The sequence below is a fragment of the Vreelandella arctica genome (assembly GCF_037070215.1).
In the GTDB taxonomy this organism is placed as follows: domain Bacteria; phylum Pseudomonadota; class Gammaproteobacteria; order Pseudomonadales; family Halomonadaceae; genus Vreelandella; species Vreelandella arctica.
Genome location: NZ_JBANSN010000005.1, coordinates 66,595 through 86,395, shown reverse-complemented (window position 1 = coordinate 86,395; position 19,801 = coordinate 66,595). Strand labels below are relative to the sequence as shown.

At 55.6% G+C, this 19,801-nt stretch carries 16 protein-coding genes; 6 read left to right on the top strand and 10 right to left on the bottom strand.

The window, feature by feature from the left end:
• Positions 1-60 precede the first annotated feature (60 nt).
• From V8L70_RS06080 to V8L70_RS06045, 8 genes are all read right to left on the bottom strand, one after another.
• Positions 61-1,161, bottom strand: coding sequence for a formate dehydrogenase subunit gamma (locus V8L70_RS06080; RefSeq protein WP_101148116.1), 1,101 nt, complete (start codon positions 1,159-1,161; stop codon positions 61-63).
• A gap of 11 nt (positions 1,162-1,172) precedes the next feature.
• Entirely contained in the window at positions 1,173-1,787 is a 615-nt protein-coding gene (gene fdh3B / locus V8L70_RS06075; RefSeq protein WP_022521832.1) for a formate dehydrogenase FDH3 subunit beta, read from the bottom strand.
• 106 nt (positions 1,788-1,893) lie between these two features.
• Complete coding sequence (locus tag V8L70_RS06070) at positions 1,894-4,746, bottom strand: molybdopterin-dependent oxidoreductase (protein ID WP_101148117.1); 2,853 nt, start codon at positions 4,744-4,746, stop codon at positions 1,894-1,896.
• A gap of 24 nt (positions 4,747-4,770) precedes the next feature.
• Positions 4,771-4,971, bottom strand: a complete 201-nt coding sequence (locus V8L70_RS06065) for a twin-arginine translocation signal domain-containing protein (RefSeq protein ID WP_008959353.1) — start codon at positions 4,969-4,971, stop codon at positions 4,771-4,773.
• Positions 4,972-5,052: 81 nt separating this feature from the next.
• Positions 5,053-5,667, bottom strand: a complete 615-nt coding sequence (locus V8L70_RS06060) for a TorD/DmsD family molecular chaperone (RefSeq protein WP_008959352.1) — start codon at positions 5,665-5,667, stop codon at positions 5,053-5,055.
• 4 nt (positions 5,668-5,671) lie between these two features.
• The gene (locus V8L70_RS06055; RefSeq protein ID WP_101148118.1) at positions 5,672-7,399 is read right to left on the bottom strand and encodes a 4Fe-4S dicluster domain-containing protein; all 1,728 of its coding nucleotides are present in this window, start codon (positions 7,397-7,399) and stop codon (positions 5,672-5,674) included.
• A 198-nt stretch (positions 7,400-7,597) separates the two neighbouring features.
• Positions 7,598-8,224 carry a DUF3306 domain-containing protein gene (locus V8L70_RS06050; protein ID WP_101148119.1) on the bottom strand — a complete coding sequence of 209 codons (627 nt, stop codon included), beginning with the start codon at positions 8,222-8,224 and terminating at the stop codon, positions 7,598-7,600.
• Positions 8,224-8,661: a DUF3305 domain-containing protein gene (locus V8L70_RS06045; RefSeq protein WP_008959349.1), complete on the bottom strand. Its 438-nt coding sequence runs from the start codon at positions 8,659-8,661 to the stop codon at positions 8,224-8,226. Before V8L70_RS06045 ends, V8L70_RS06050 begins: the two co-directional genes overlap by 1 nt.
• A 176-nt stretch (positions 8,662-8,837) precedes the next feature.
• Here V8L70_RS06045 and V8L70_RS06040 point away from each other — a divergent pair, with 176 nt between their 5' ends.
• The 5 genes from V8L70_RS06040 to V8L70_RS06020 are packed head-to-tail and all read left to right on the top strand — an operon-like array spanning position 8,838 to position 13,652.
• Complete coding sequence (locus V8L70_RS06040; RefSeq protein WP_101148120.1) at positions 8,838-9,707, top strand: formate dehydrogenase accessory sulfurtransferase FdhD; 870 nt, start codon at positions 8,838-8,840, stop codon at positions 9,705-9,707.
• The gene (mobA, locus tag V8L70_RS06035) at positions 9,704-10,315 is read left to right on the top strand and encodes a molybdenum cofactor guanylyltransferase MobA (protein ID WP_101148121.1); all 612 of its coding nucleotides are present in this window, start codon (positions 9,704-9,706) and stop codon (positions 10,313-10,315) included. Before V8L70_RS06040 ends, mobA begins: the two co-directional genes overlap by 4 nt.
• Positions 10,312-11,583: a molybdopterin molybdotransferase MoeA gene (gene moeA, locus V8L70_RS06030; RefSeq protein WP_101148122.1), complete on the top strand. Its 1,272-nt coding sequence runs from the start codon at positions 10,312-10,314 to the stop codon at positions 11,581-11,583. Before mobA ends, moeA begins: the two co-directional genes overlap by 4 nt.
• Entirely contained in the window at positions 11,580-12,620 is a 1,041-nt protein-coding gene (gene moaA / locus V8L70_RS06025) for a GTP 3',8-cyclase MoaA (protein ID WP_101148123.1), read from the top strand. The genes moeA and moaA overlap by 4 nt, the downstream gene beginning before the upstream one ends.
• Positions 12,621-12,623: 3 nt before the next feature.
• On the top strand, positions 12,624-13,652 hold the full coding sequence (locus V8L70_RS06020; protein ID WP_101148124.1) for a CobW family GTP-binding protein: 1,029 nt from the start codon (positions 12,624-12,626) through the stop codon (positions 13,650-13,652).
• On the opposite strand, the gene V8L70_RS06015 is transcribed toward V8L70_RS06020, so the two are convergent.
• Positions 13,632-16,682: a bifunctional diguanylate cyclase/phosphodiesterase gene (locus V8L70_RS06015; RefSeq protein WP_101148125.1), complete on the bottom strand. Its 3,051-nt coding sequence runs from the start codon at positions 16,680-16,682 to the stop codon at positions 13,632-13,634. The two genes, V8L70_RS06020 and V8L70_RS06015, sit on opposite strands and share 21 nt — an antisense overlap.
• A 191-nt stretch (positions 16,683-16,873) precedes the next feature.
• Here V8L70_RS06015 and V8L70_RS06010 point away from each other — a divergent pair, with 191 nt between their 5' ends.
• Entirely contained in the window at positions 16,874-17,776 is a 903-nt protein-coding gene (locus tag V8L70_RS06010) for a LysR family transcriptional regulator (protein ID WP_101148126.1), read from the top strand.
• A gap of 58 nt (positions 17,777-17,834) precedes the next feature.
• On the opposite strand, the gene V8L70_RS06005 is transcribed toward V8L70_RS06010, so the two are convergent.
• Positions 17,835-19,352 (bottom strand): NCS1 family nucleobase:cation symporter-1, encoded by a 1,518-nt coding sequence (locus V8L70_RS06005; protein WP_101148183.1) that lies wholly within the window; start codon positions 19,350-19,352, stop codon positions 17,835-17,837.
• Positions 19,353-19,801 lie beyond the last annotated feature (449 nt).

Here is a 19,801-nt window from a genome sequence, read left to right as displayed (position 1 = left end):
GTTCAAGCATAACAAAAGACACCGCCGGAAGGCGGTGTCTTAGCTACCAAAATGTGATCATCAACTGGTTCGCGTCGCCGACGGTTCACCGCCGCCGCCAGATGATTTGCGTGCCGCCACCTCTTCTTCCGATAGCGTTTGGTCTTTGACCTCTTCGTACCAAAGATTATGGTGCTCTTTAGCCCAGGTCTCATCCACATAGCCCGTGGTCATACCTTCTAGCGCGCCTTCGGTACCCAACGTGCCGATATAGATATGCCCGAGGGAAACCGCCGTAAGACCCAATGCGCCCACTGCGTGGATAATATTGGCCCACTGCATGGTGTCACGGCTCTGGTCGAAGTTGGGGAAGTCGAGCACAAAGCCACTGGCAATGACTAGAATACCGACGGTCGCTAACAGCCAATACCAAGCTTTTTCGCCACCGTTGGCAAAGCCGGCATCCACATGCTTTTTGCCAATCATGCCGCCGCCTTTCTTAAACCACACCCAGTCGTGCTTTTTGGGGATGTTGTCTTTGATCAAGCTGACCAGCAGGATCACCAGCAGAATGCCGAAGATTGGTCCCAGGTAGTTATGCAGCACTTTCGTGGCCGCAATCATCCACGCCCAAATCCCATCGCCAAACAGGGGGCGGAACACGAACTTGCCGAACAGTAGCGTCATCCCGGTCAGCGCCAGAATGATAAACAGCGTCGCTACCGTCCAGTGCAGTGCGCGTTTCATTAGCGTCCAGCGCAACAGCAGGCGGCCCGTGCGCGGTGCTTCAAGCTCCTTACGGCCGACGATGAAGTAGAACAGCGCGATCAGCGCCGCCATACCAAATACCGCAATCAATCCAAACGGCGATACCCAGCGGTTACGAATCTCCCGCCAGGTTTCACCGCTTGAGTTGATCAGGCTGTAGTTGCTTTCATAGCGCGAGTCGCGGTAGTTGGGGCCAGTCTCACCACTACGCACCTGACGCCACTGATCAGCGGTAATGCCAGGGGCAGCGGTGGTCATTTCGCGATCAGGGTCTGCTTGAGCTACTGCCACTTGTGTAAAGCCGAGGCTTAGCACCAAAGCAAGCGCCACCAACATAAAACGCCAAATGCCCAGGGCGAGCCCTTTACCTGAGCTTGGCACCCCACCGGGTGCCTGTGCAGTCAACAGGTTCATGACACGCCTCCTTACCCTTTATGGGCAGCATCATAGGCTAGGTTGTCGGCGCTGGCCTGGGGATTGTTGGACCAGGCGCCATCTTTATGGCCACGGTGTACAACGCGCTGGCGGAAGATATCGGCAACGTCTTGGGCATCACCGGCAAGCAGTGCTTTGGTAGAGCACATTTCTGCACATAGCGGCAGTTTGCCTTCGGCAATACGGTTAGAACCGTACTTCTCGTACTCTTCTTCTTTGCTTTCGGCCGGGCCGCCCGCGCAGAAGGTACATTTGTCCATCTTGCCGCGCTCGCCGAACGCATCCTGCTGGGGAAACTGCGGGGCGCCAAACGGGCAGGCGTAGAGGCAGTAGCCACAACCGATGCAGAGGTCTTTATCGTGCAGAACGATGCCGTCATCGGTCTTGTAGAAGCAGTCGGTCGGGCAGACGGCCATGCAGGGGGCGTCGTCACAGTGCATACAAGCGACGGAAATGGACATTTCATCCGCTTCGCCATCATTCAGTGTCACCACGCGGCGGCGCTGGATACCCCACTCGACATCGTTGGCATTTTTACAGGCGGTGACACAGCCGTTGCATTCAATGCAGCGTTCTGCGTCACACATAAATTTCATTTGAGCCATGGTGTTCTCCTCATGCCGGTGCGGGATGGCTCCCGCACCGCCGTACTGTCAGGTCGGGCGCGTCTTTTGTTCTAAACTCAGTTTTCTAGACTCAAGTTTTCTAGACTCAGGCGCGCTCAATGCGGCAAATGGTGCACTTGGTCTCTTGCATCAGTGTCACCGGATCGTAGCCGTAGGTGGTGGCGGTGTTAGCCGCTTCACCGATGATGTACGGGTCAGACCCATCCGGGTAACGGTCGCGCAGGCTTTCGCCTTGGAACATGCCGCCAAAGTGGAACGGCATGAATGCGACGTTACGATCAACGCGAGGCGTGACCAGCGCTTTAACTTTCACCCGGCCCCCTTCAGCCCCTTCAACCCAGACATCATCACCATCTTTGATACTGAGGTCGTTGGCATCGGCCGGATTGATCTCGACAAACATCTCTTGCTGCAGCTCGGCAAGCCACGACATGGAGCGCGTCTCTTCACCGCCCCCTTCGTACTCAACCAAACGCCCGGAGGTGAGAATCATCGGGTAATCCCCGGTGTTGTCACGATCCTGAATGGTTTTGTACATGGTCGGCAGGCGCATGATCGAGTCAAAGTCCTCCCAAGTAGGGAAGCGTTCAACCAGATCGCGGCGCGTGGTGTAAAGCGGCTCACGGTGCTTCGGCACTTGGTCGGGGAAGGTCCAGACCACAGCGCGGGCCTTGGCGTTGCCGTAGGGCGCACAACCATGCTCAATCGTGACACGCTGGATACCGCCGGAGAGGTCGGTTTTCCAGTTTTTGCCTTCCGCCGCCTGCTTCTCTTCGGCGGTCAGGTCGTCCCACCAGCCCAGATCCTTGAGCAGTTGGTCGTTGAACTCCGGATAGCCGTCGTCAATATCGCCGCCGACAGGCGCTGAACCTTCCGCCAACAGGTTGATCCCGTCACGCTCGATACCGAAACGGGCGCGGAAGCCCATGCCGCCTTCCATCACAGGAACACTGGTGTCGTAAAGATTGGGCGAGCCCGGGTGTTTAAACTCAGGTGTACCCCAGCAAGGCCACGGCAAGCCGTAGTAGTCACCATCCGCCGGGCCACCCTCTGCGCGCAAGTTCTCGAAGCTGAAGGTGTGCCAGTTTTTCTGGTGCTCTTTGAGGCGTTCAGGGCTTTGCCCGGTATAGCCTACCGTCCACATGCCGCGGTTGATTTCACGCAGAATATCGTCGATCAACGGCTCGTCGCCGTTCATCTGGTAGTTTTTCACCAGCTCATTACCAATGCCCAGCTTGCGGGCAAACAGGTACATAATTTCGTGGTCTGGCTTGGACTCAAACAGCGGCTCAATCACGCGGTCGCGCCACTGAATCGAACGATTGGTGGCGGTAACACTGCCGGTCGTCTCAAACTGGGTGGCTGCTGGCAGCAAATAAACGCCATCGGTACGGTCATGCATGACGGAAGCGACGGTGGGATAAGGGTCAACGATGACCATCATCTCCAGCTTCTGCATCGCCTTTTGCATTTCTACACCGCGGGTTTGGGAGTTAACCGCGTGGCCCCAGTAGAACATCGCTTTCAGCGCGGTGCGCTGGGAGATGTTTTCGTCGTCTTCGAGCACGCCATCGACCCAACGCGACACGGTAATGCCGGGGCTGTACATGGGCTGACCATCGGCGTATTCGGTATCGTCATAGCGGCCTTTAATCCACTCGTAGTCGACATCCCATACCTGTGCCCAGTGTTGCCATGCGCCTTCCGCCAAGCCGTAGTAGCCCGGCAGCGAGTCACAGCCAAGGCCAAGGTCAGTAGCACCCTGCACGTTATCGTGGCCACGCAGGATGTTGGCGCCGCCGCCAGCGACACCAATATTGCCCAACGCCAGCTCCAGAATGCAGTAAGCGCGGGTGTTGTTGTTGCCGGTGGTATGTTGGGTACCGCCCATACACCAGACGACACAGCCCGGGCGGTTGTCGGAGAGACGTTTGGCGACATCGTACATCTCGGCTTCGGGGACACCGGTGACTTCTTCGACGACGCTGGGCGGGAAGTTGGCGACTTCGGCGCGCACTTCATCCATCCCGTAAACGCGCTGGTTGATGTACTCGTTATCTTCCCAGCCGTTCTCGAAAATGTGCCACAGCAGGCCCCAGATATACGCCACATCTGAGCCAGGACGCAGACGCACGTATTTATTGGCTTTGGCGGCAGTACGGGTAAAGCGCGGGTCGACCACGATGATGTCGCAATTATTGCGCTCTTTGGCGATCAAGAAATGCTGCATCGCCACCGGGTGGGCTTCACTAGGATTAGAACCGATAAACAGCATCGACTTACTGTTATGCATGTCATTGAGCGAGTTGGTCATCGCCCCGTAACCCCAAGTATTCGCCACGCCTGCCACGGTGGTGGAGTGGCAGATACGCGCCTGGTGGTCGGTGTTGTTAGTGCCCCACAGCGAAGCAAGCTTGCGCATCAAGTACGCCTGCTCGTTACTAAACTTCGCAGAGCCCAACCAGTAAACGCTGTCCGGGCCGTGTTCTTCGCGCAGCTCAAGCAGTTTGTCGCCAATTTCGTTAATGGCGTCATCCCAGCTCATGCGCTCCCACTCACCGGCCACCAGTTTCATCGGGTACTTAAGGCGCCGCGTGGAGTGACCGTGCTGGCGCAGCGAAGCGCCTTTTGCGCAGTGTGCGCCGCGGTTGATAGGGTGGTCAAAAGCAGGTTCTTGCTTGGTCCAAATGCCCTCTTGAACTTCGGCATAAACGCCACAACCCACCGAACAGTGGGAGCAAATGGTGCGCTTGGTCTCTACCGGAGAGTCCAGTACCGGTGTTTTGTCCGCGGCTTCAGAGCGCTGCATCATCGGCGCCCCCATGAAGCCGACAGCGGCCACGCCGCCTGTGGCTGCACCGGTGCGCTTAAGGAATTGACGGCGGGAAATTCCCAGTCCAGAGGCCTTGGGGGTGTCTGTTTTGCGAGTTAAACGCATGGCAAATCTCCTGGCATTCCGCCGTCAGTCACGCAACGAGGCGTAGTAAGCGCGGACGTGGTCGGTCTCACGGTAGTTAGCCGTTTGTTTTTCGTTTTTCACTGGGGCAGTGTCAGCCTGTGCCAGGGTGACATGACCGACTGCCGCTGCAGCGCCAGCAGCGGCGGTTCCCAACCCAACGGTTTTCATAAAACGGCGGCGCTCAGGATTGTGTGACGGGTGCATGGGTTTCTCCTCTTGCATGCCTTTATAGCGGGTCTTTTTATGCTGTTTTTTGATTTTTACTGATTTTTTATGGAGCCTGCGTTAAGGCTCAACAATACGCACCGGCGTATGACCCGCATCAACACTCAAGCGAGCCTCCTCACTCTCCATAAAAGCGCCACCCAACTGCCCCAGCGCTGCATAGAAAGCGGTGTCTACCTGCCCCAGGTCGGCAAAACAGCTGGCCGCCCAAGGGGCTAAATGTTGGCTAAAGAAATAGGCCTGCTCGTGACTAGCTGAGTCAATCAGCATTGCCATCACTTCGCATAGTGCCGCCAAGTGATCTTCTGGGTCACGGTTATGTTCACTGCGCACAAAGCCGAGCACCTTCAAATCCTTACGCAGCGCCACCAGCGCCGCTTCCATCAATTCGCCATTGCGGTACCAAGAAGCATACGGCACCACCTCACCCTGAATGACGCCGACCAGGAGGCGGAAGTGAGCACGCTGCAGTCCCTCGACGTCGGTGTTCTTGGCGGCGGCTGCCAGCGCATGCCAACACTCGGCCAAACGGCTGCCGTCTTGTTCGATGTCCAGTTCAGCCAACCAATCTAGCAACTCAGCATCCGGAGTCCGGCGTAATAATGTGGCCAATAGCCGGTAAATATCGGCACGTAGCGCATCCGCTTCTTTCAGCGTGGGCAGTGCATCCGTCATCGGCTTATACCTTCAGTTGCGCGTCGGGATCGCGAATCATGGTTTTCCAGACATCCTTAACGCGGCAGTCTTCACACATTTCCAGACGAATCATCGCTTCGCCAGCAAAGTAGGGGTGGTTGACCAGCTTCTCTTTAATAGTAGCTACCGTGCTGACAGTAGCAAACGGCTTGCCGCAGTTGATGCATTCAAAGGCTGCTTCTTCGTGACAAATATGGCGCGTTTCGCGAGCCTCCGAGGCCAAGAAGCCGGGCATCAGTGTAATTGCATCTTCGGGGCAGGCTTGTTCACACAAGCCGCACTGCACACAATCCGCCTCAAGGAAACTCAGCGCGGGCGTTTTGCCACCCGACTTGAGCGCGGGGGTTGGGCAGTTGCTGACACAGGCGTGGCACAGCGTGCAGGCATCGCGATCCACCTGAATGGCGCCGTAGGCAGCGCCCACCGGCATAGCAACCCGCTCGTTGCTGGGGTTACCCAACTCTGCTAACCGTGCCAGCACGCGGTTCAAGCGTGCCCGCTTTTCGGGTTCAGGTAGACTAAGCGGCGCCTCAGTCAGTGGAGTAAGCGCCGGAAGCGCGTCGCGAGCGGCGTGGTCGGCTACCTCAATCAGCGTCACACGGGCGCGGTCATGGCCCAGCGCGTCCAGCAAGGCATGTGCCTGGGCGACTTGATCAGTCAAAAAGGTACTCAAGCGGACAGGCATATCAGGGTGCAGCTGGATACGCACTTCAGCGGCACCGGCAGCCAGGGCGGTTAGCCACTGGTCGTGGCCTGCGGCTCCCAGCTCTTCTAACGGTGCGTCGATGATATGGCCTGCGGGCACTACACCCGCAGCCCGCTCGGCATCTTGTGAGTCATGGGTAATAAAACGCAGCACCGGCACCTGACCACCGGCTTCACGGTAGGCTGCCAGCCAAGCGGATAGGGTGTCTTGCTGGCGGCGCGTTTCCGGTAGACGAAATTCGATAGCGCCCGTAGGACAAGCGCTGGTGCAGCTGCCTACGCCTTGGCAGAGGAAAGGATCAATCTCTATATGGGACTCAATCCGCCCCTGAATGCTGGAGATGGCATCCGCCGGGCAAACATCCAAACAGCGGGTACAGCCAATGTTGCCGCTGGTGGAGTGCGCACATAAATCACTGTTGACTTGAAAATAGCGCGGCTTATCGAATTCGCCCACTAGCCCCACAAAATCGTCGAGGATATCGCTGCGCTGCTCAACGTCCTGCCACTGCAGTACTACATAGCCTGGAGGCGGCAGCTCCCAGCGCTGGGTATGCGAAGTTGGAGCAAGATCGAGGATTAAGTCAAAACCGTCGCGCTCAATCAGTGCACGAGCAATATCCAGCGAAGCATCTTCATCATCAAGTTGAACGTTAAAGGCGCCCAGATAGCCATTGATACGCAATTGGCTGAGCTGCCGCTGGGTCAGCGTCTGGGTGACCAGCGGCTCGCTAGACCCGAGAGGATCGTCAGTACCGTTTCCTGGGCTGTTCGCGTCAGATTCAATGACAAGTAGCGTCAGCGATGCCAAGCCGCGCCCCTGTAGGGCGCGAGCGGCAGGATGAACGTCGGCTTCGGTGCCTATTAACAGCGCATGACCACGGCTGTGATAGGTCACATTGGCAGGCGTTAGGTTAGCTGGCCACGAGATACGTCGGCGTACCGTTTCCCGAGCCTCGGCATTGCGCTGGTCGTCTATCGACGCCAGTTGGATTCGTTGGTTCATGCGCTCTCACGGTCAGGGAATCATTCTTATTATATTTTTGAGTTATATATTTAACTATTGTGGCATAACAATGCGTTGAAGCTAAGTTCAGCCTATGTGCAATGCTGATATTTGCCAACCTAATTACCGTCAACGCTGCCAACGCTAGCAACTAAATCAATGCTCAACTTATTGATTTCTATATACTAAGGAATAATGTCATAATTTGGTATGAGTGTCAGATAAATAATCAGACTGGTCGTCTAGTGAAGTCTCTTTTACAACGTTGTTACTGGCCGTGCAAGGTGCGGTGTGCTCTTCGTCTGCAGCTGTCGATGGCTCACTGGCGGCCACTTCAGCCGGAGACTCGGTGCTGCCCTCGTCTACTGGCTTATCAAGCGCCTCTTCCACTTTATGCGTCCAGCGGCGCAGTTTACCGGCGAGATCTGCCGCCATCGGTTTCAACAGCTTATTGTAGTCGGCGTCGTAGTCATCCAAGCCATCGCGCACGTTGTAGTTACCGGTGGCCCATAGGCGTTTTAATGCTTGTCGGCGTAAAGGGCCGCTAACGCCCGGCGCCATATACGCACTGAAATCGCTGCCTGCTTCCAGCGTGTCAGGGTCTGGCAAGGTGTGGTCGAGACTGCCGGGGTCTGGCTCCTCAGCTGGCGTTACCAGGGGTTGTTCATTTTCAGTGTTAGGTTGCTCGGCCTCATTATGAAGCACTGCCTCCTGGTCAGCAGATGCCTCATCTAAGGGCTTAGTATCTAGTGAAGAGGACGCCGACGCGTCCTCTTCTTTTTGCACATGGCGCTTTAGTCGCGACCAGCGTTCCAGGCGACTCATTACGGCTGCTCCTTGGAGGGCGTGTCTTTGGCGCGCCCAGCCCCTTTGCGTTTTTTCTTGCGCATTTCCATTGGCGCTTCCCCATGGCGTGCCAGATAACTCTCGAGCCAGACCTGAATGGCCATTGGCATCGGTGCTTCGAGCACCTGTTGCTCGCCATCCATCCAACCAGCCGCAACGTCCTGGCTAGCGGTAATCGCATCCGGCTGGGGTGTTTGTCCGGTAAAGCCTGCTCGCACAAACAGTCGCGGAGTAGTCGACGTTAGATTGAAACGATAGGCAGCACGCTCGGTCATCGACAGCTGCAGGTTAAGGACATTATCACCCTGATCGCCCAGCGTTAGCTCAGCAATGCGCCACTGTGTCAGTGTAAAACGCTTCACCTGCTTGGGCTCAGCTACCAAGGTAATACTGATAGGGCGTAGGTTATCGCTCATATTTTAAAAACCCTGCACCTTGCATGGATGACATGTGGAAAAATAGCACTTAGAAAATAGTACTTAGAAAAATCGCACTTATAAGGATAGCGCTTGAATGGGTAGACAAGTAAGCATCCCCAGCGCCATCATCGTCAACCCTGTCGTTTTGCGAGAACTATTTCGCGAGGATTACCATGCCCGCCCTTCAGCCTGCCCTTCAGATAAGCCGAGCCCGCTTACCGGCCACCACCGAGATCAGCATCGTTGATGAATATGGCGATGCGCGTCAGCAGGCCATCGCCGCTGAACGAGCACTCACCGTGTATCTCAACAAACGTGAAATCGTCACGCTGATGACGCTGGGCGATGACCCTGAAGCGCTGGTGGTGGGCTATCTACGCAATCAGGGGCTACTGCGTGCCGCGGCTGATTTAGCCGCCGTGCAGGTCGATTGGGAAGTAGAAGCCGCGGTCGTCATTACACGCCACTTGCCCGAGGATTTAGAGGCGCGCTTAAGCACTCGCACGGTGACGACCGGCTGCGGCCAGGGCACGGTCTTTGGTAAACTGCTCGACCAAACCGCTCTGACGGCGCTTCCCGATACGCCGTTAGCACAATCCACGCTCTATCAACTGCTGCAAAATCTCAACGCCTATAATGAGACCTACCGCAGCGCGGGCGCCGTTCACGGCTGTGCGCTTTGCCGCCAAACCGAGGTGCTCGACTTTGTTGAAGACGTAGGGCGGCACAACGCGGTGGATACCCTGGCCGGGCGCCAATGGTTGCAACAAGCCGACAGTGCCGATGCTGATATTTTCTATACCACAGGGCGCCTGACATCTGAGATGGTACTCAAAGTGGCGCAAATGGGCATTAGCGTACTGGTCTCGCGCTCCGGTGTTACCCAAAAAGGCGTCGAGCTGGCTGAACGCTTCGGCGTGATGCTGATTGCCCGCGCCAAAGGCCGCCACTTTCAGGCGATTAATACGCAGAATCGCTTGGCGCTGGATGCGATACCTAATCGACCATCTCATGCCCGTTCATCTAAAGAGGCAAGCTCATGATTCCCACTCACGAACTCACCGGCATGATTCTCGCGGGCGGCGAAGGGCGCAGAATGGGTGGCCGGGATAAAGGGCTTGAGCCGTTCGCGGGCCTGCCATTAGTCGGCCATGTCGTAAAACGCCTTGAAGGCCAAGTAGCCGAGCTGCTGATTAACGCCAACCGCAATGCTGACGCCTACCGCTTCTTCGCCGATCGCGTGATTGCCGATGAAGAAGGCGGCTTTAAAGGCCCACTGATGGGTATTTACAGCGGCCTACGCGCGGCAAAAACGCCTTGGTTACTAGTCGCCCCCTGCGACTCCCCCGCCCTGCCTGACAATTTAGTGGCGCGCATGGTGGCAGGGATTGGCGATCATGATATCGCCGTGGCCTTTGACGGCGAACGGCTGCATCCAGTGGTTGCCCTGCTACGCACTTCGCTGGCAGATGATTTGGCCGCCACGCTTGCCGAAGGCGAACGCAAGATTGACCGTTGGTACGCCCGCCATGCGTGGTGCAAGGTCGATATGTCGGACTGTCCCGATGCGTTTGCCAATCTTAATACTGAGGAAGAGAAGCTGCGTTTGGAAAGTCTGCTGGCAGCCGTCTCAGGGAAGGTGTCGACATGACGCTCTCCTGCTTTGACCTTGGCGAGCGCATGCTTAGCGTGGATGAAGCGCGCCAGGCACTCACCACCTTGATTGAGCGCCCGCTGGGCAGCGAACAGATTCCGCTAGCGCAGGCTCACGGCCGTCGGTTGGCTGCGGCCATCCAGGCCCCCATTAACGTGCCACAAAATACCAATGCGGCCATGGATGGCGTAGCGCTCGCCTTGGCTAAAGAAGGTGTTGGGGCCAAGCAAACCCATTGGCCGCTGGCCGGTGAGGTGTTGGCCGGGCAGTATCGCAGCGAATTAGTACCTGCCGGTCACTGTGTGCGCATCACCACCGGTGCCCCGTTGCCGCCGGGCACCGATACCGTGGTGATGAGTGAACAGCTGCGCGAACCAATAGATGATAAGCCTGCGCATGTGATTATTGAGTCGCCCGAGCTTCTCAAACACGGCCAACATGTTCGCCAGGCCGGTGAAGATATTGCCACTGGCGACACGGCGCTACCTGCGGGAGCACGGCTCAATGCCGCCTCAATGGGACTGTTAGCATCATTGGGTTACGCACAGGTTACCGTGTGCCAGCGCCCCAGAGTGGCGATTTTTTCCACCGGCAATGAAGTCACGGCCCCCGGCGAACCACTACCCAAGGCCGGCATTTACGATGCTAACCGCTTCACGCTGACCGGCTTACTCACCGAGCAGGGGGCAGAGGTGATCGATCTGGGCATTCTGCCGGACGACTTAAACGCGACCAAAACCGCGCTTAAGCAGGCCGCCGAACAGAGCGATTTAGTGATTACCAGCGGCGGCGTCTCAGTGGGTCAGTCCGACTTCACTCGCGCTGCACTGGAACAACTGGGCCGCCTGGCTTTTTGGCGCGTGGCACTGCGCCCAGGGCGCCCCATGGCCTGCGGCTGGCTGGGCGAATCGCGCACCCCATTTGTCGGCTTGCCCGGAAACCCGGTCGCTGTCATGGTAACCTTTGGCCAGTTTGTGACACCGTTGCTGGACCGTCTTCATGGACAGCCCATGGCGCTACCCTATCGCCTGCATGCGATCGCCGATAACCTGTTAAAAAGTCGCTTAAAGCGTACTGACTTTATTCGCGGCGTTTACCATACTGATGAGAATGGACAGCTACACGTGCGCAGTACCGGCGCCCAGGGTTCGGGCATTTTAACCTCGATGGTGGCTGCTAACTGTTTGATTGAGCTTGCCGATGACCAAGACGGCGCACAACCAGGCGAGGTAGTCAGCATACAACCACTTACGGGATGGCTATGACCGAGCAACGACACGCTAATCCACAGCGATCTGCCCAGCCAGACACTGACCAGCAACTGATCGACGACTTTGGTCGGCGCATTAGCTATGTGCGTATCTCGGTCACCGATCGCTGCGACTTCCGCTGCGTGTACTGCATGAGCGAGGAGATGACGTTCCTGCCCCGCGCCCAGGTACTCACGCTGGAAGAGCTGGCTATGGTCGCCCGCGCCTTTACCGAACTCGGCGTGGAAAAAATTCGCCTGACCGGTGGTGAGCCGCTGGTGCGCCGTGATATCACCCAGTTGGTCGATGAAATCGGCGCGATGCCAGGCCTTAACGATTTCACCATGACCACCAACGGCGCCAGCCTGCGCAAACACGCCAAGCAGCTGTACGCCGGCGGTTTACGCCGGCTAAATATCAGCCTGGATTCGCTGGATGCCGAACGCTTCAAGCAACTCACCCGCACCGGTGATTTAGCCAAAGTCATCGACGGTATTCATGCCGCTCAGGAAGCAGGCTTTAAGCGTATCAAGCTTAACGCGGTGATCTTGAAAGGGCGAAATGACGACGAAGTCATCGACTTGGTCACTTTTGCCCGCCGGGAAGGCCTCGATATTAGCTTTATCGAAGAGATGCCGCTGGGCGATGTTTCCGATCACTCTCGGGCGGAAACCTTCTACTCCAGCGATGACGTTCAGACGCTGATTGAATCACGCTACCCGCTGATCCCCACGACAGAAACCACCCCAGGGCCCTCGCGCTACTTCCGGATGGCGGATAGCGACAGCCGGGTTGGGTTTATCTCACCGCATAGTCACAACTTTTGCGATACCTGCAACCGGGTGCGGGTGACCGTGGAAGGCCGCCTGCTGCTTTGTTTAGGCAATGAACACTCGGTGGATCTGCGTGCCGTGCTGCGCCGCCATCCTGGCGATATGCAGGTGCTCAAAACCGCCATTATTAACGCCCTACCGCTTAAGCCCGAACGCCACCACTTCACCACCGATGGCGACGTGCAGGTGGTGCGCTTTATGAACATGACCGGAGGTTAACCGTTGGCAGCCGCTTCACGCGTTCCCGTTCACATCGTCACCGGCTTTTTAGGTAGCGGCAAAACCACGCTTATCCACAGCCTGATTGAACAAAAGCCTGTGGGTGAGAAATGGGCCATTCTGGTCAACGAATTTGGCCAGATCGGCATTGATCAGGCGATGTTTGATGCCCGCGATGATGTGGTGGTGAAAGGCTTGCCCGGCGGCTGCCTATGCTGCCAGCTAGCGTTCGTGCTTCAGGCGGCGCTGGTCAATTTATTGGCGCGCAGCAAGCCCGACCGAGTGATTATTGAGCCCTCTGGCCTTGGCCACCCGGCAGGGTTGCTGGACCTGCTGCGCGGCGAGGCGTTTCAAGACGTGGTGGCGGTGCAGGATATCATCGCCACGCTTGACCCACGCCGATTGGATGAAGCCCGCGTGCGCGAGCACGACACGTTTCAGGATCAGCTAAATATGGCCGACGCCATCGCTATCACCATGGGCGAGCAGGCAAGCAACGCCCAGCACCAACAAGCGCAGCAGTTTATCAGCACGCTATGGCCGGCCCGTAAATGGGTGTACACCGTTGAGGAAGGGGTACTGCCGGTGTCGCTCATCTTGGACAGCGGCCAGGCGCGCCAACAAGATCAGCCTGCGATGCCTGCCGAGCATCAGGCTCTGGCAGCCAGCCCTAGCCTAGAGGGCGCTTTTTTCGATTTTCCGCCCCCTCCTGGCCAGCCCCAACAGCAAACCGCCACTGCCCTGGGTTACACCAGTACGGGCCTGCGCTGGCACCCTACCGAGCGATTCGACCTTGATCATCTCGCCTATTGTTTTAGCGAGCTGCCCACTACGGCGCGGGTAAAGGGAGTATTCCACACCGCTGACGGCTGGAAACGGTTCAACCGCGCGGATGGTGCCCTAAGCGTTGCCAGCAGCGCTTGGCGGCAAGACTCGCGGCTTGAGGTGATTACCCCCGAGAGCTTTGAGCACGCCGCGCTGATCGCGGCGTTACTCATCAAGCTGCATGCCTCAAGCGTAGGACTGAGCTAGCACGGCTGCTTCAATGTCATTAACGGACACCGGCCGTCCGAACAGATAGCCCTGAAAGGCGTGACAGCCATGGGCCATCAGCCACGCCTGCTGTGCTTCCACTTCCACCCCCTCGGCAATCACATCCAGGTTTAAGCTCTTCGCCAGGGCAATGGTACTTTCCACAATCGCCGCGTTTGCTTTGCTCTCTAGCACTTGCTGCACAAAGGATTGGTCAATTTTCAGCTGGTCCAACGGCAGTTGGGCCAAGTAAGCCAGCGACGAGTAGCCGGTGCCGAAGTCGTCCAGCGAAAAACGAACGCCCAAGGCTTTTAGACTGAGCATTTTATCGCGTGCATCGTCACGCGCCTCTACAAACAGCGTTTCAGTGACTTCTAATTTCAGCTGCTCTAGCGGCGCTTGAGTGCGCTGAAATACCTGCTCGACCCGCTGCAGAAAGTTGTTCTCGCGGAATTGTAATGGGCTGATGTTCACCGAAATCGTGAGCCTATCCAGCAGCGGCGAACCTGCCCACTGGGCTAACTGCTGGCAAGCCTCTTCCAGCACCCACTCCCCGACATCATTAATCAGCCCTGTGCTCTCTAGCAGCGGTATAAACTCGCCCGGCGAGACTAACCCACGCTCAGGGTGCTGCCAGCGCAGTAGGGCTTCAACGCCTATTAATCTACCCAGACGATCAACCTGAGGTTGGTAATGCAGCTGCCATTGCTGATGCTCAAGCGCTTGGCGAAGATCCGACTCTAGTTTTACCTTAGCTAGCAGTTTTGCCTGCATGGAAGGGTTAAAAAAGCGCACTGCTCGTCGGCCGCTGGATTTCGCCTGGGAAAGTGCCATATCTCCCTGTTGAAGATAGTCGTCTGCACTGCGCTGGCTATCTGCGATGATCGTAATACCTACGCTAGCGGTGACTAACGCACTCTCTTCCCCCACGCTGATCGGCTCATCCAGCGCAGCCAGCAGCTTATACGCGATATGTTCAGCCAGTTGCTGAGTTTGCCGGGGGCTACCATCAATCCCTTCAATCAGCACCGCAAACTCGTCGCTTCCCAACCTTGCCAAGGTGTCGGTATCTCGCAACATTTGCCCAAAGCGCCGGGCAACACTTTGCAACAGCTGGTCGCCCGCATGGTGGCCTAGGGTATCGTTAACATGATTAAAGTTATCAATATCGATCAGGATTAACGCGCCACAGCGCTGATGGCGGTTAAGCTCTTTTAACGCTGTACCAATACGGTCAATAAACAGTCGGCGGTTAGCAAAGCCGGTTAACGGGTCATAAAAGGCAAGCTGGTGGATCTCCTGCTCGGCCGCTTTACGCTCACTAATATCGCTCATGGTCGCCACGTAGTGAGTCAATTCACCGCCGTGGCCATACACGGCGCTAATGGTCAGCCATTCAGGAAACAGCTCGCCGTTTTTGCGCTGATTCCATATCTCCCCTTCCCAGTTACCCGTTGCCATAACGCTACGCCAAAGCCGACGATAAAACGCAGCGTTATGGTGGCCGGAACTAAACATACGCGGGTTTTTGCCAATCACCTCCTCGTCGCTGTAACCGGTAATACGCTTAAAGGTGTCATTAACCTTCAGGATATTGCCCCGCGCATCGGTCACCATAATGCCTAAATGCGCCTGGAATGCAGCAGCGGCGATTTGCAGTTCAACCTCGGCTTGCTTCGCGTCGGTAATATCGCGGGTCACAGAAAGCACTCCTTCAAAGTATTTTGTTTTGCTTGCCAAGGGGCTAACAGTGGCATGAAAGTAACGTTGCTGTTGGCCTAGCATCAGCGGGTATTCAAACGTCGCCACCTGACGGGTTTGCTGAACTTGATGAAAGATGGCGTCAAAGGTGTTTGCCAACGCGGGGGGCAACACCTGCTGATAGTGCAATCCTAGAGCTTGCTGGCTACCCAAGAGTAGCTTGTCCTTTTCGATGGCATGGATAAAGCGAAATCGTCCCTCACCATCAAATACAAAAATCAGGTCTTGTAGGGAGTTAATCAGCGCATCCATCCGCATCTCACGGGTCTGCAACTGATAAGAGAGCGCGAGGCGGTTCAAATAGTGGCGCACTCCCCACGCCCCCAATAGCACAATAATCGCCATAACGCCCGTTAACACCAGTGTTCGCTGTCGCCAACCTGCTAATAACTGCTGCACATCCACGCCCACCGCCACCAGTACCGGATAGTGACTGACTCGTTGCAAATGGATCAGATGCTCCCGCCCATCAATGGGTGAAAGCGCGGTAAATGTTTGTGACGCTTCTTGCGTCTTGAGCCACTGTTGCGTAGCAGAATCTTCAATTTGCCTGCCCACGGTAGCGCCGTTTGTGGGCATGGGATGTCGGGCAATTAATTTGAGATTAGAGTCCACCAAGGTCATGCTTTCGCCGTCATAGACGCGCATTTGCTGCAGCGCTTCGATCAGGGTCTGCGGCACCAGCCGAGCAACCACCAAGCCGTTAAAATTACCGTTTGCATCATTTACCCGCCGAGCGTGATAGAGGTAGAACTGCTGGTTCTGTGATGACCAGTAAAGCGGCGTAACCAGCTCTTGCTGCTTGCCTTGCTGGAAAGAGCGAAAAAAATCAGTCTCACTAATATCAAGACCCGCATGCCGGTTATTGCTACTACTTACCCAGACACGCCCTTGGGCATTGAGAACGCCAAGCTCATCAATTAGTGGCATATAGCCAGCCAAACTTTCTAAAGCATACTGTATGCTCGCCGTATTATTGAGGCCCGCCCCTCCGACACTCTCCACTCGCTCCGCCAAGGTAAAAAGTGCCTGCCCACTCTGCCCCAGCATACCCTTTGCCCACTCGGCCACTACATTCGAACGCGAAATAGCTCGAGACTCAGCCGAGCGGATCTCTTGCTGGTACTGCCCTTCCAATAACCAACCGAATAGCAGCAACATAATGCATAGAGCCAACGCAAATATGACGATGGCTTGCCGCTGCTGTTGGCGATACATCGGAATTGCTTGAGTACTGCGGGTTAACTCATCACTGCGAGAGGAGCGCATCAAATATTGGCCTTATTCAAGTGTCGCGCAGGCGCACCTGATACAGTGTAAAAAATAACAGTGAAAGATACACCACAGCGACTTCATGGTCGCAATGCTAGATAGTGGCGCTTCGCTTTTTTGATGTATATCAATTTTTTGTCTAACCCAATGCAGCAAAAAAGCCCCCTTTTCCTGATCAAGAGGCAGCTATGGCATCGCTAGGCCAAATGAGCGACTACGAAATACGCCTAATTCGTATTTTCAAGACGGTCGTCGAGTGCGGCGGCTTTACGGCGGCGGAAACGACACTCGGTATTAGCCGTTCAGCGATTAGCCAGCACATGAATGATTTAGAGGGAAGGCTGGGTTTTTCACTCTGCCAGCGGGGGCGCAGCGGGTTTAGCTTAACAGAGGAAGGTAAAGAGATTTATCAGGCGGGACTCACGCTATTAACGGCCCTGGAAACCTTCAAAAGCGACGTTAACGCCTTACACCAAACGATTAAAGGCGAGCTGAATATTGGCATTACCGACAACCTAGTGACGCTTCCGGCCATGCACGTAACCAACGCACTGGCTGAACTTAGCGCGCCGGAACATGAGGTAACGCTGCATATTCATATGGAGCCTTCCGACGCCGTTATTCGAGGCGTAATGGATGGCCATTTGCACGTCGGCGTAGTACCCGCGGTGAACCTACCCACCAGCTTAGAAACCCGACACCTTTATGATGAGCCTTCCTACCTTTACTGTGCCGCAGGGCACCCGCTGTTTGCGGAACACGATGACACACTCAGCGTTGCAGATATCGCACAACACGCAGCTATTTCACCTCGTTATCCGCTGCCGGTTGAGGCACGCCAAGCCCATGATGCGCTCACGCTACGCGCTTCGGCATCCGACCGCGAAGGTGCTGCCTTTTTGATTTTGACAGGGCGTTTTATTGGCTTTCTACCCGAGCATGTTGCCGAGCAATGGGTAAGCGCAGGCAAAATGCGGGCGTTGCATGTTGCCACGCAGCACTACCGCATTCCGTTTGTGTTGGTCACTCGTCATGACCGCCGCCCTAACCGAGTGGTCGATGCTTTTTTAGGCTTAATTAAAAGTAGCTAATCTAAAAGCCAGGCTTCCGTGCCGAGCTTTAAACATAGCTATTGGCTACCACTACTGATTAACGCTGCTCGGTGACCTCGCTGGCCATTAACGGCGCAGGCCCTGCCTGTGGAGACGATGCCACTACTTGGCTGGCAGCGTAGTAAACAATCGCCCCTAGCGCCGACCCAGTGAACCAACCATAATCGTAGAACCAGTTCATCGTGCCTGTCACCAGTGAGATCAAGGTGAGCAGTACCGGCACCCCAAACGCGACAAAACCGGCCAGGTTCACCGCTGGATAGGCGTGGTTGTCCAGATAAAGGCTCGGCACGTCCAAGCGCTGTTTTTTGATCAAAAAGTAGTCGACCGCCATGATGCCCGCTATGGGGCCGAGCAGGCTGGAGTAACCGAGCAGCCAGTTGGAGTACATCTGCTCGAGTGACACGCCCGGAGGAATCACACCTGCCTTTTGCAGCAGATCGTACCCCATCAGCAAAACGCCCACCGCCCCGGTCATCAGTACACCGCGGGTCTGGTTAATCAGTTTGGGCGCAATATTCTGGAAATCATTGGTTGGCGAAACAATATTCGACGCTGTGTTGGTGGAAATCGTGGCAATGATGATCAGCAGCATCGCCATGACGACCCAAAAGGGGCTATCGATATAGCCAATCAAACGCACCGGATCGGCAACGGTCTGGCCCACCAGCGTCTCAGACGCCGCGGTTAATACCACACCGAGGGCGGCAAAGAAGAACATCGTCAGCGGCAGCCCGATGATTTGGCCAGCAATCTGGTCTTTTTGGCTTTTGGCAAAACGGCTGAAGTCAGGAATATTCAGTGACAGGGTGGCCCAAAACCCCACCATGGCGGTCAAGCCCGCAAAGAAATAACCATAAACGGAAGCTCCCTCAGGGCGCGAAGGCGGCTGCGCCAGCAGCTCGGTCATCGACATATTCGGCCATGCCCATATCATCAACCCAACACCTACTGCCAACAGCAGCGGTGCGGCCAAGGTTTCCAGCCACTTGATTGATTCTGCCCCGCGAATCACCACATACAGGTTCATGGCACCGAACACGAAAAAGCCAATCACTTCCCCCACGCCGCCAAGCGCAGCCCAAGCGGGAATCAACTCAGACAACAGCAAGTGAATCGCCAGCCCACCGAACATGGTCTGAATACCAAACCAGCCACAGCCGACTAATGCCCGCACCAGGCAAGGCACATTGGACCCTAAGATACCGAAGGAGGAACGTAAAACGACGGGAAAGGGAATGCCAAATTTAGTGCCAGGAAAAGCGTTTAAGGTAAGCGGAATCAACACGATGATATTCGCTAATAGAATGGCAAACAGTGCCTCGCCAACGCTCAAGCCAAAGTAGGCGGTCAATACGCCGCCCAGCGTATAGGTGGGAACACAAATCGACATCCCGACCCACAGCGCCGCAATGTTCCACTTGCTCCAGGTGCGCTCGCTGGCCTGGGTAGGCGCAATATCCTCGTTGAAGCGAGGACTATTGCGCACATCCTCACCGACTTGAAGTTCAATCAACCCCTCTCTGTCGATCATCTGGGTTCTTGAGCCAGTCATTTTATTCTCCTCAGCAGCGATATTGCCGATCGCATTCACGGGTTCAGCTCTTGTTACAGCAATAAACATGCCTAAAAACAAAGCATGGCCGTTAACTTATTGAACCAAAAGCTGACTTAAATGGCAGACAGACAATCACTCCCCATTGAATTGTTATTGTTTTAATCAACACACACTAACTCCCCTAAAAAACATAGCTGGTTAAAAAAATAGCGCACCAAAAAGAAACGTTAAATTTCAGATAAACCATGAATAAATATACTAAGCGATTGATTTATAAAATAATAAATAAATCACCATTCATGTGCACGCATTCACCAAATGAGTAAAAGCAATGATAAAAAGCAATAATCCCATATAAAATCAATTAGTTAATAAAAACGAATACCCACAGTAAAAAAACCTTGAAAAGCGACTGCATAAGGGACTATGTTCAAAAAGCTGTCAAA

Bases quoted from the DNA above. Each gene is read 5' to 3' on its own strand.
- V8L70_RS06080 (WP_101148116.1), bottom strand. From the start codon at position 1,161: ATGAACCTGTTGACTGCACAGGCACCCGGTGGGGTGCCAAGCTCAGGT.
- fdh3B (WP_022521832.1), bottom strand. From the start codon at position 1,787: ATGGCTCAAATGAAATTTATGTGTGACGCAGAACGCTGCATTGAATGC.
- V8L70_RS06070 (WP_101148117.1), bottom strand. From the start codon at position 4,746: ATGCGTTTAACTCGCAAAACAGACACCCCCAAGGCCTCTGGACTGGGA.
- V8L70_RS06065 (WP_008959353.1), bottom strand. From the start codon at position 4,971: ATGCACCCGTCACACAATCCTGAGCGCCGCCGTTTTATGAAAACCGTT.
- V8L70_RS06060 (WP_008959352.1), bottom strand. From the start codon at position 5,667: ATGACGGATGCACTGCCCACGCTGAAAGAAGCGGATGCGCTACGTGCC.
- V8L70_RS06055 (WP_101148118.1), bottom strand. From the start codon at position 7,399: ATGAACCAACGAATCCAACTGGCGTCGATAGACGACCAGCGCAATGCC.
- V8L70_RS06050 (WP_101148119.1), bottom strand. From the start codon at position 8,224: ATGAGTCGCCTGGAACGCTGGTCGCGACTAAAGCGCCATGTGCAAAAA.
- V8L70_RS06045 (WP_008959349.1), bottom strand. From the start codon at position 8,661: ATGAGCGATAACCTACGCCCTATCAGTATTACCTTGGTAGCTGAGCCC.
- V8L70_RS06040 (WP_101148120.1), top strand. From the start codon at position 8,838: ATGCCCGCCCTTCAGCCTGCCCTTCAGATAAGCCGAGCCCGCTTACCG.
- mobA (WP_101148121.1), top strand. From the start codon at position 9,704: ATGATTCCCACTCACGAACTCACCGGCATGATTCTCGCGGGCGGCGAA.
- moeA (WP_101148122.1), top strand. From the start codon at position 10,312: ATGACGCTCTCCTGCTTTGACCTTGGCGAGCGCATGCTTAGCGTGGAT.
- moaA (WP_101148123.1), top strand. From the start codon at position 11,580: ATGACCGAGCAACGACACGCTAATCCACAGCGATCTGCCCAGCCAGAC.
- V8L70_RS06015 (WP_101148125.1), bottom strand. From the start codon at position 16,682: ATGCGCTCCTCTCGCAGTGATGAGTTAACCCGCAGTACTCAAGCAATT.
- V8L70_RS06010 (WP_101148126.1), top strand. From the start codon at position 16,874: ATGGCATCGCTAGGCCAAATGAGCGACTACGAAATACGCCTAATTCGT.
- V8L70_RS06005 (WP_101148183.1), bottom strand. From the start codon at position 19,352: ATGACTGGCTCAAGAACCCAGATGATCGACAGAGAGGGGTTGATTGAA.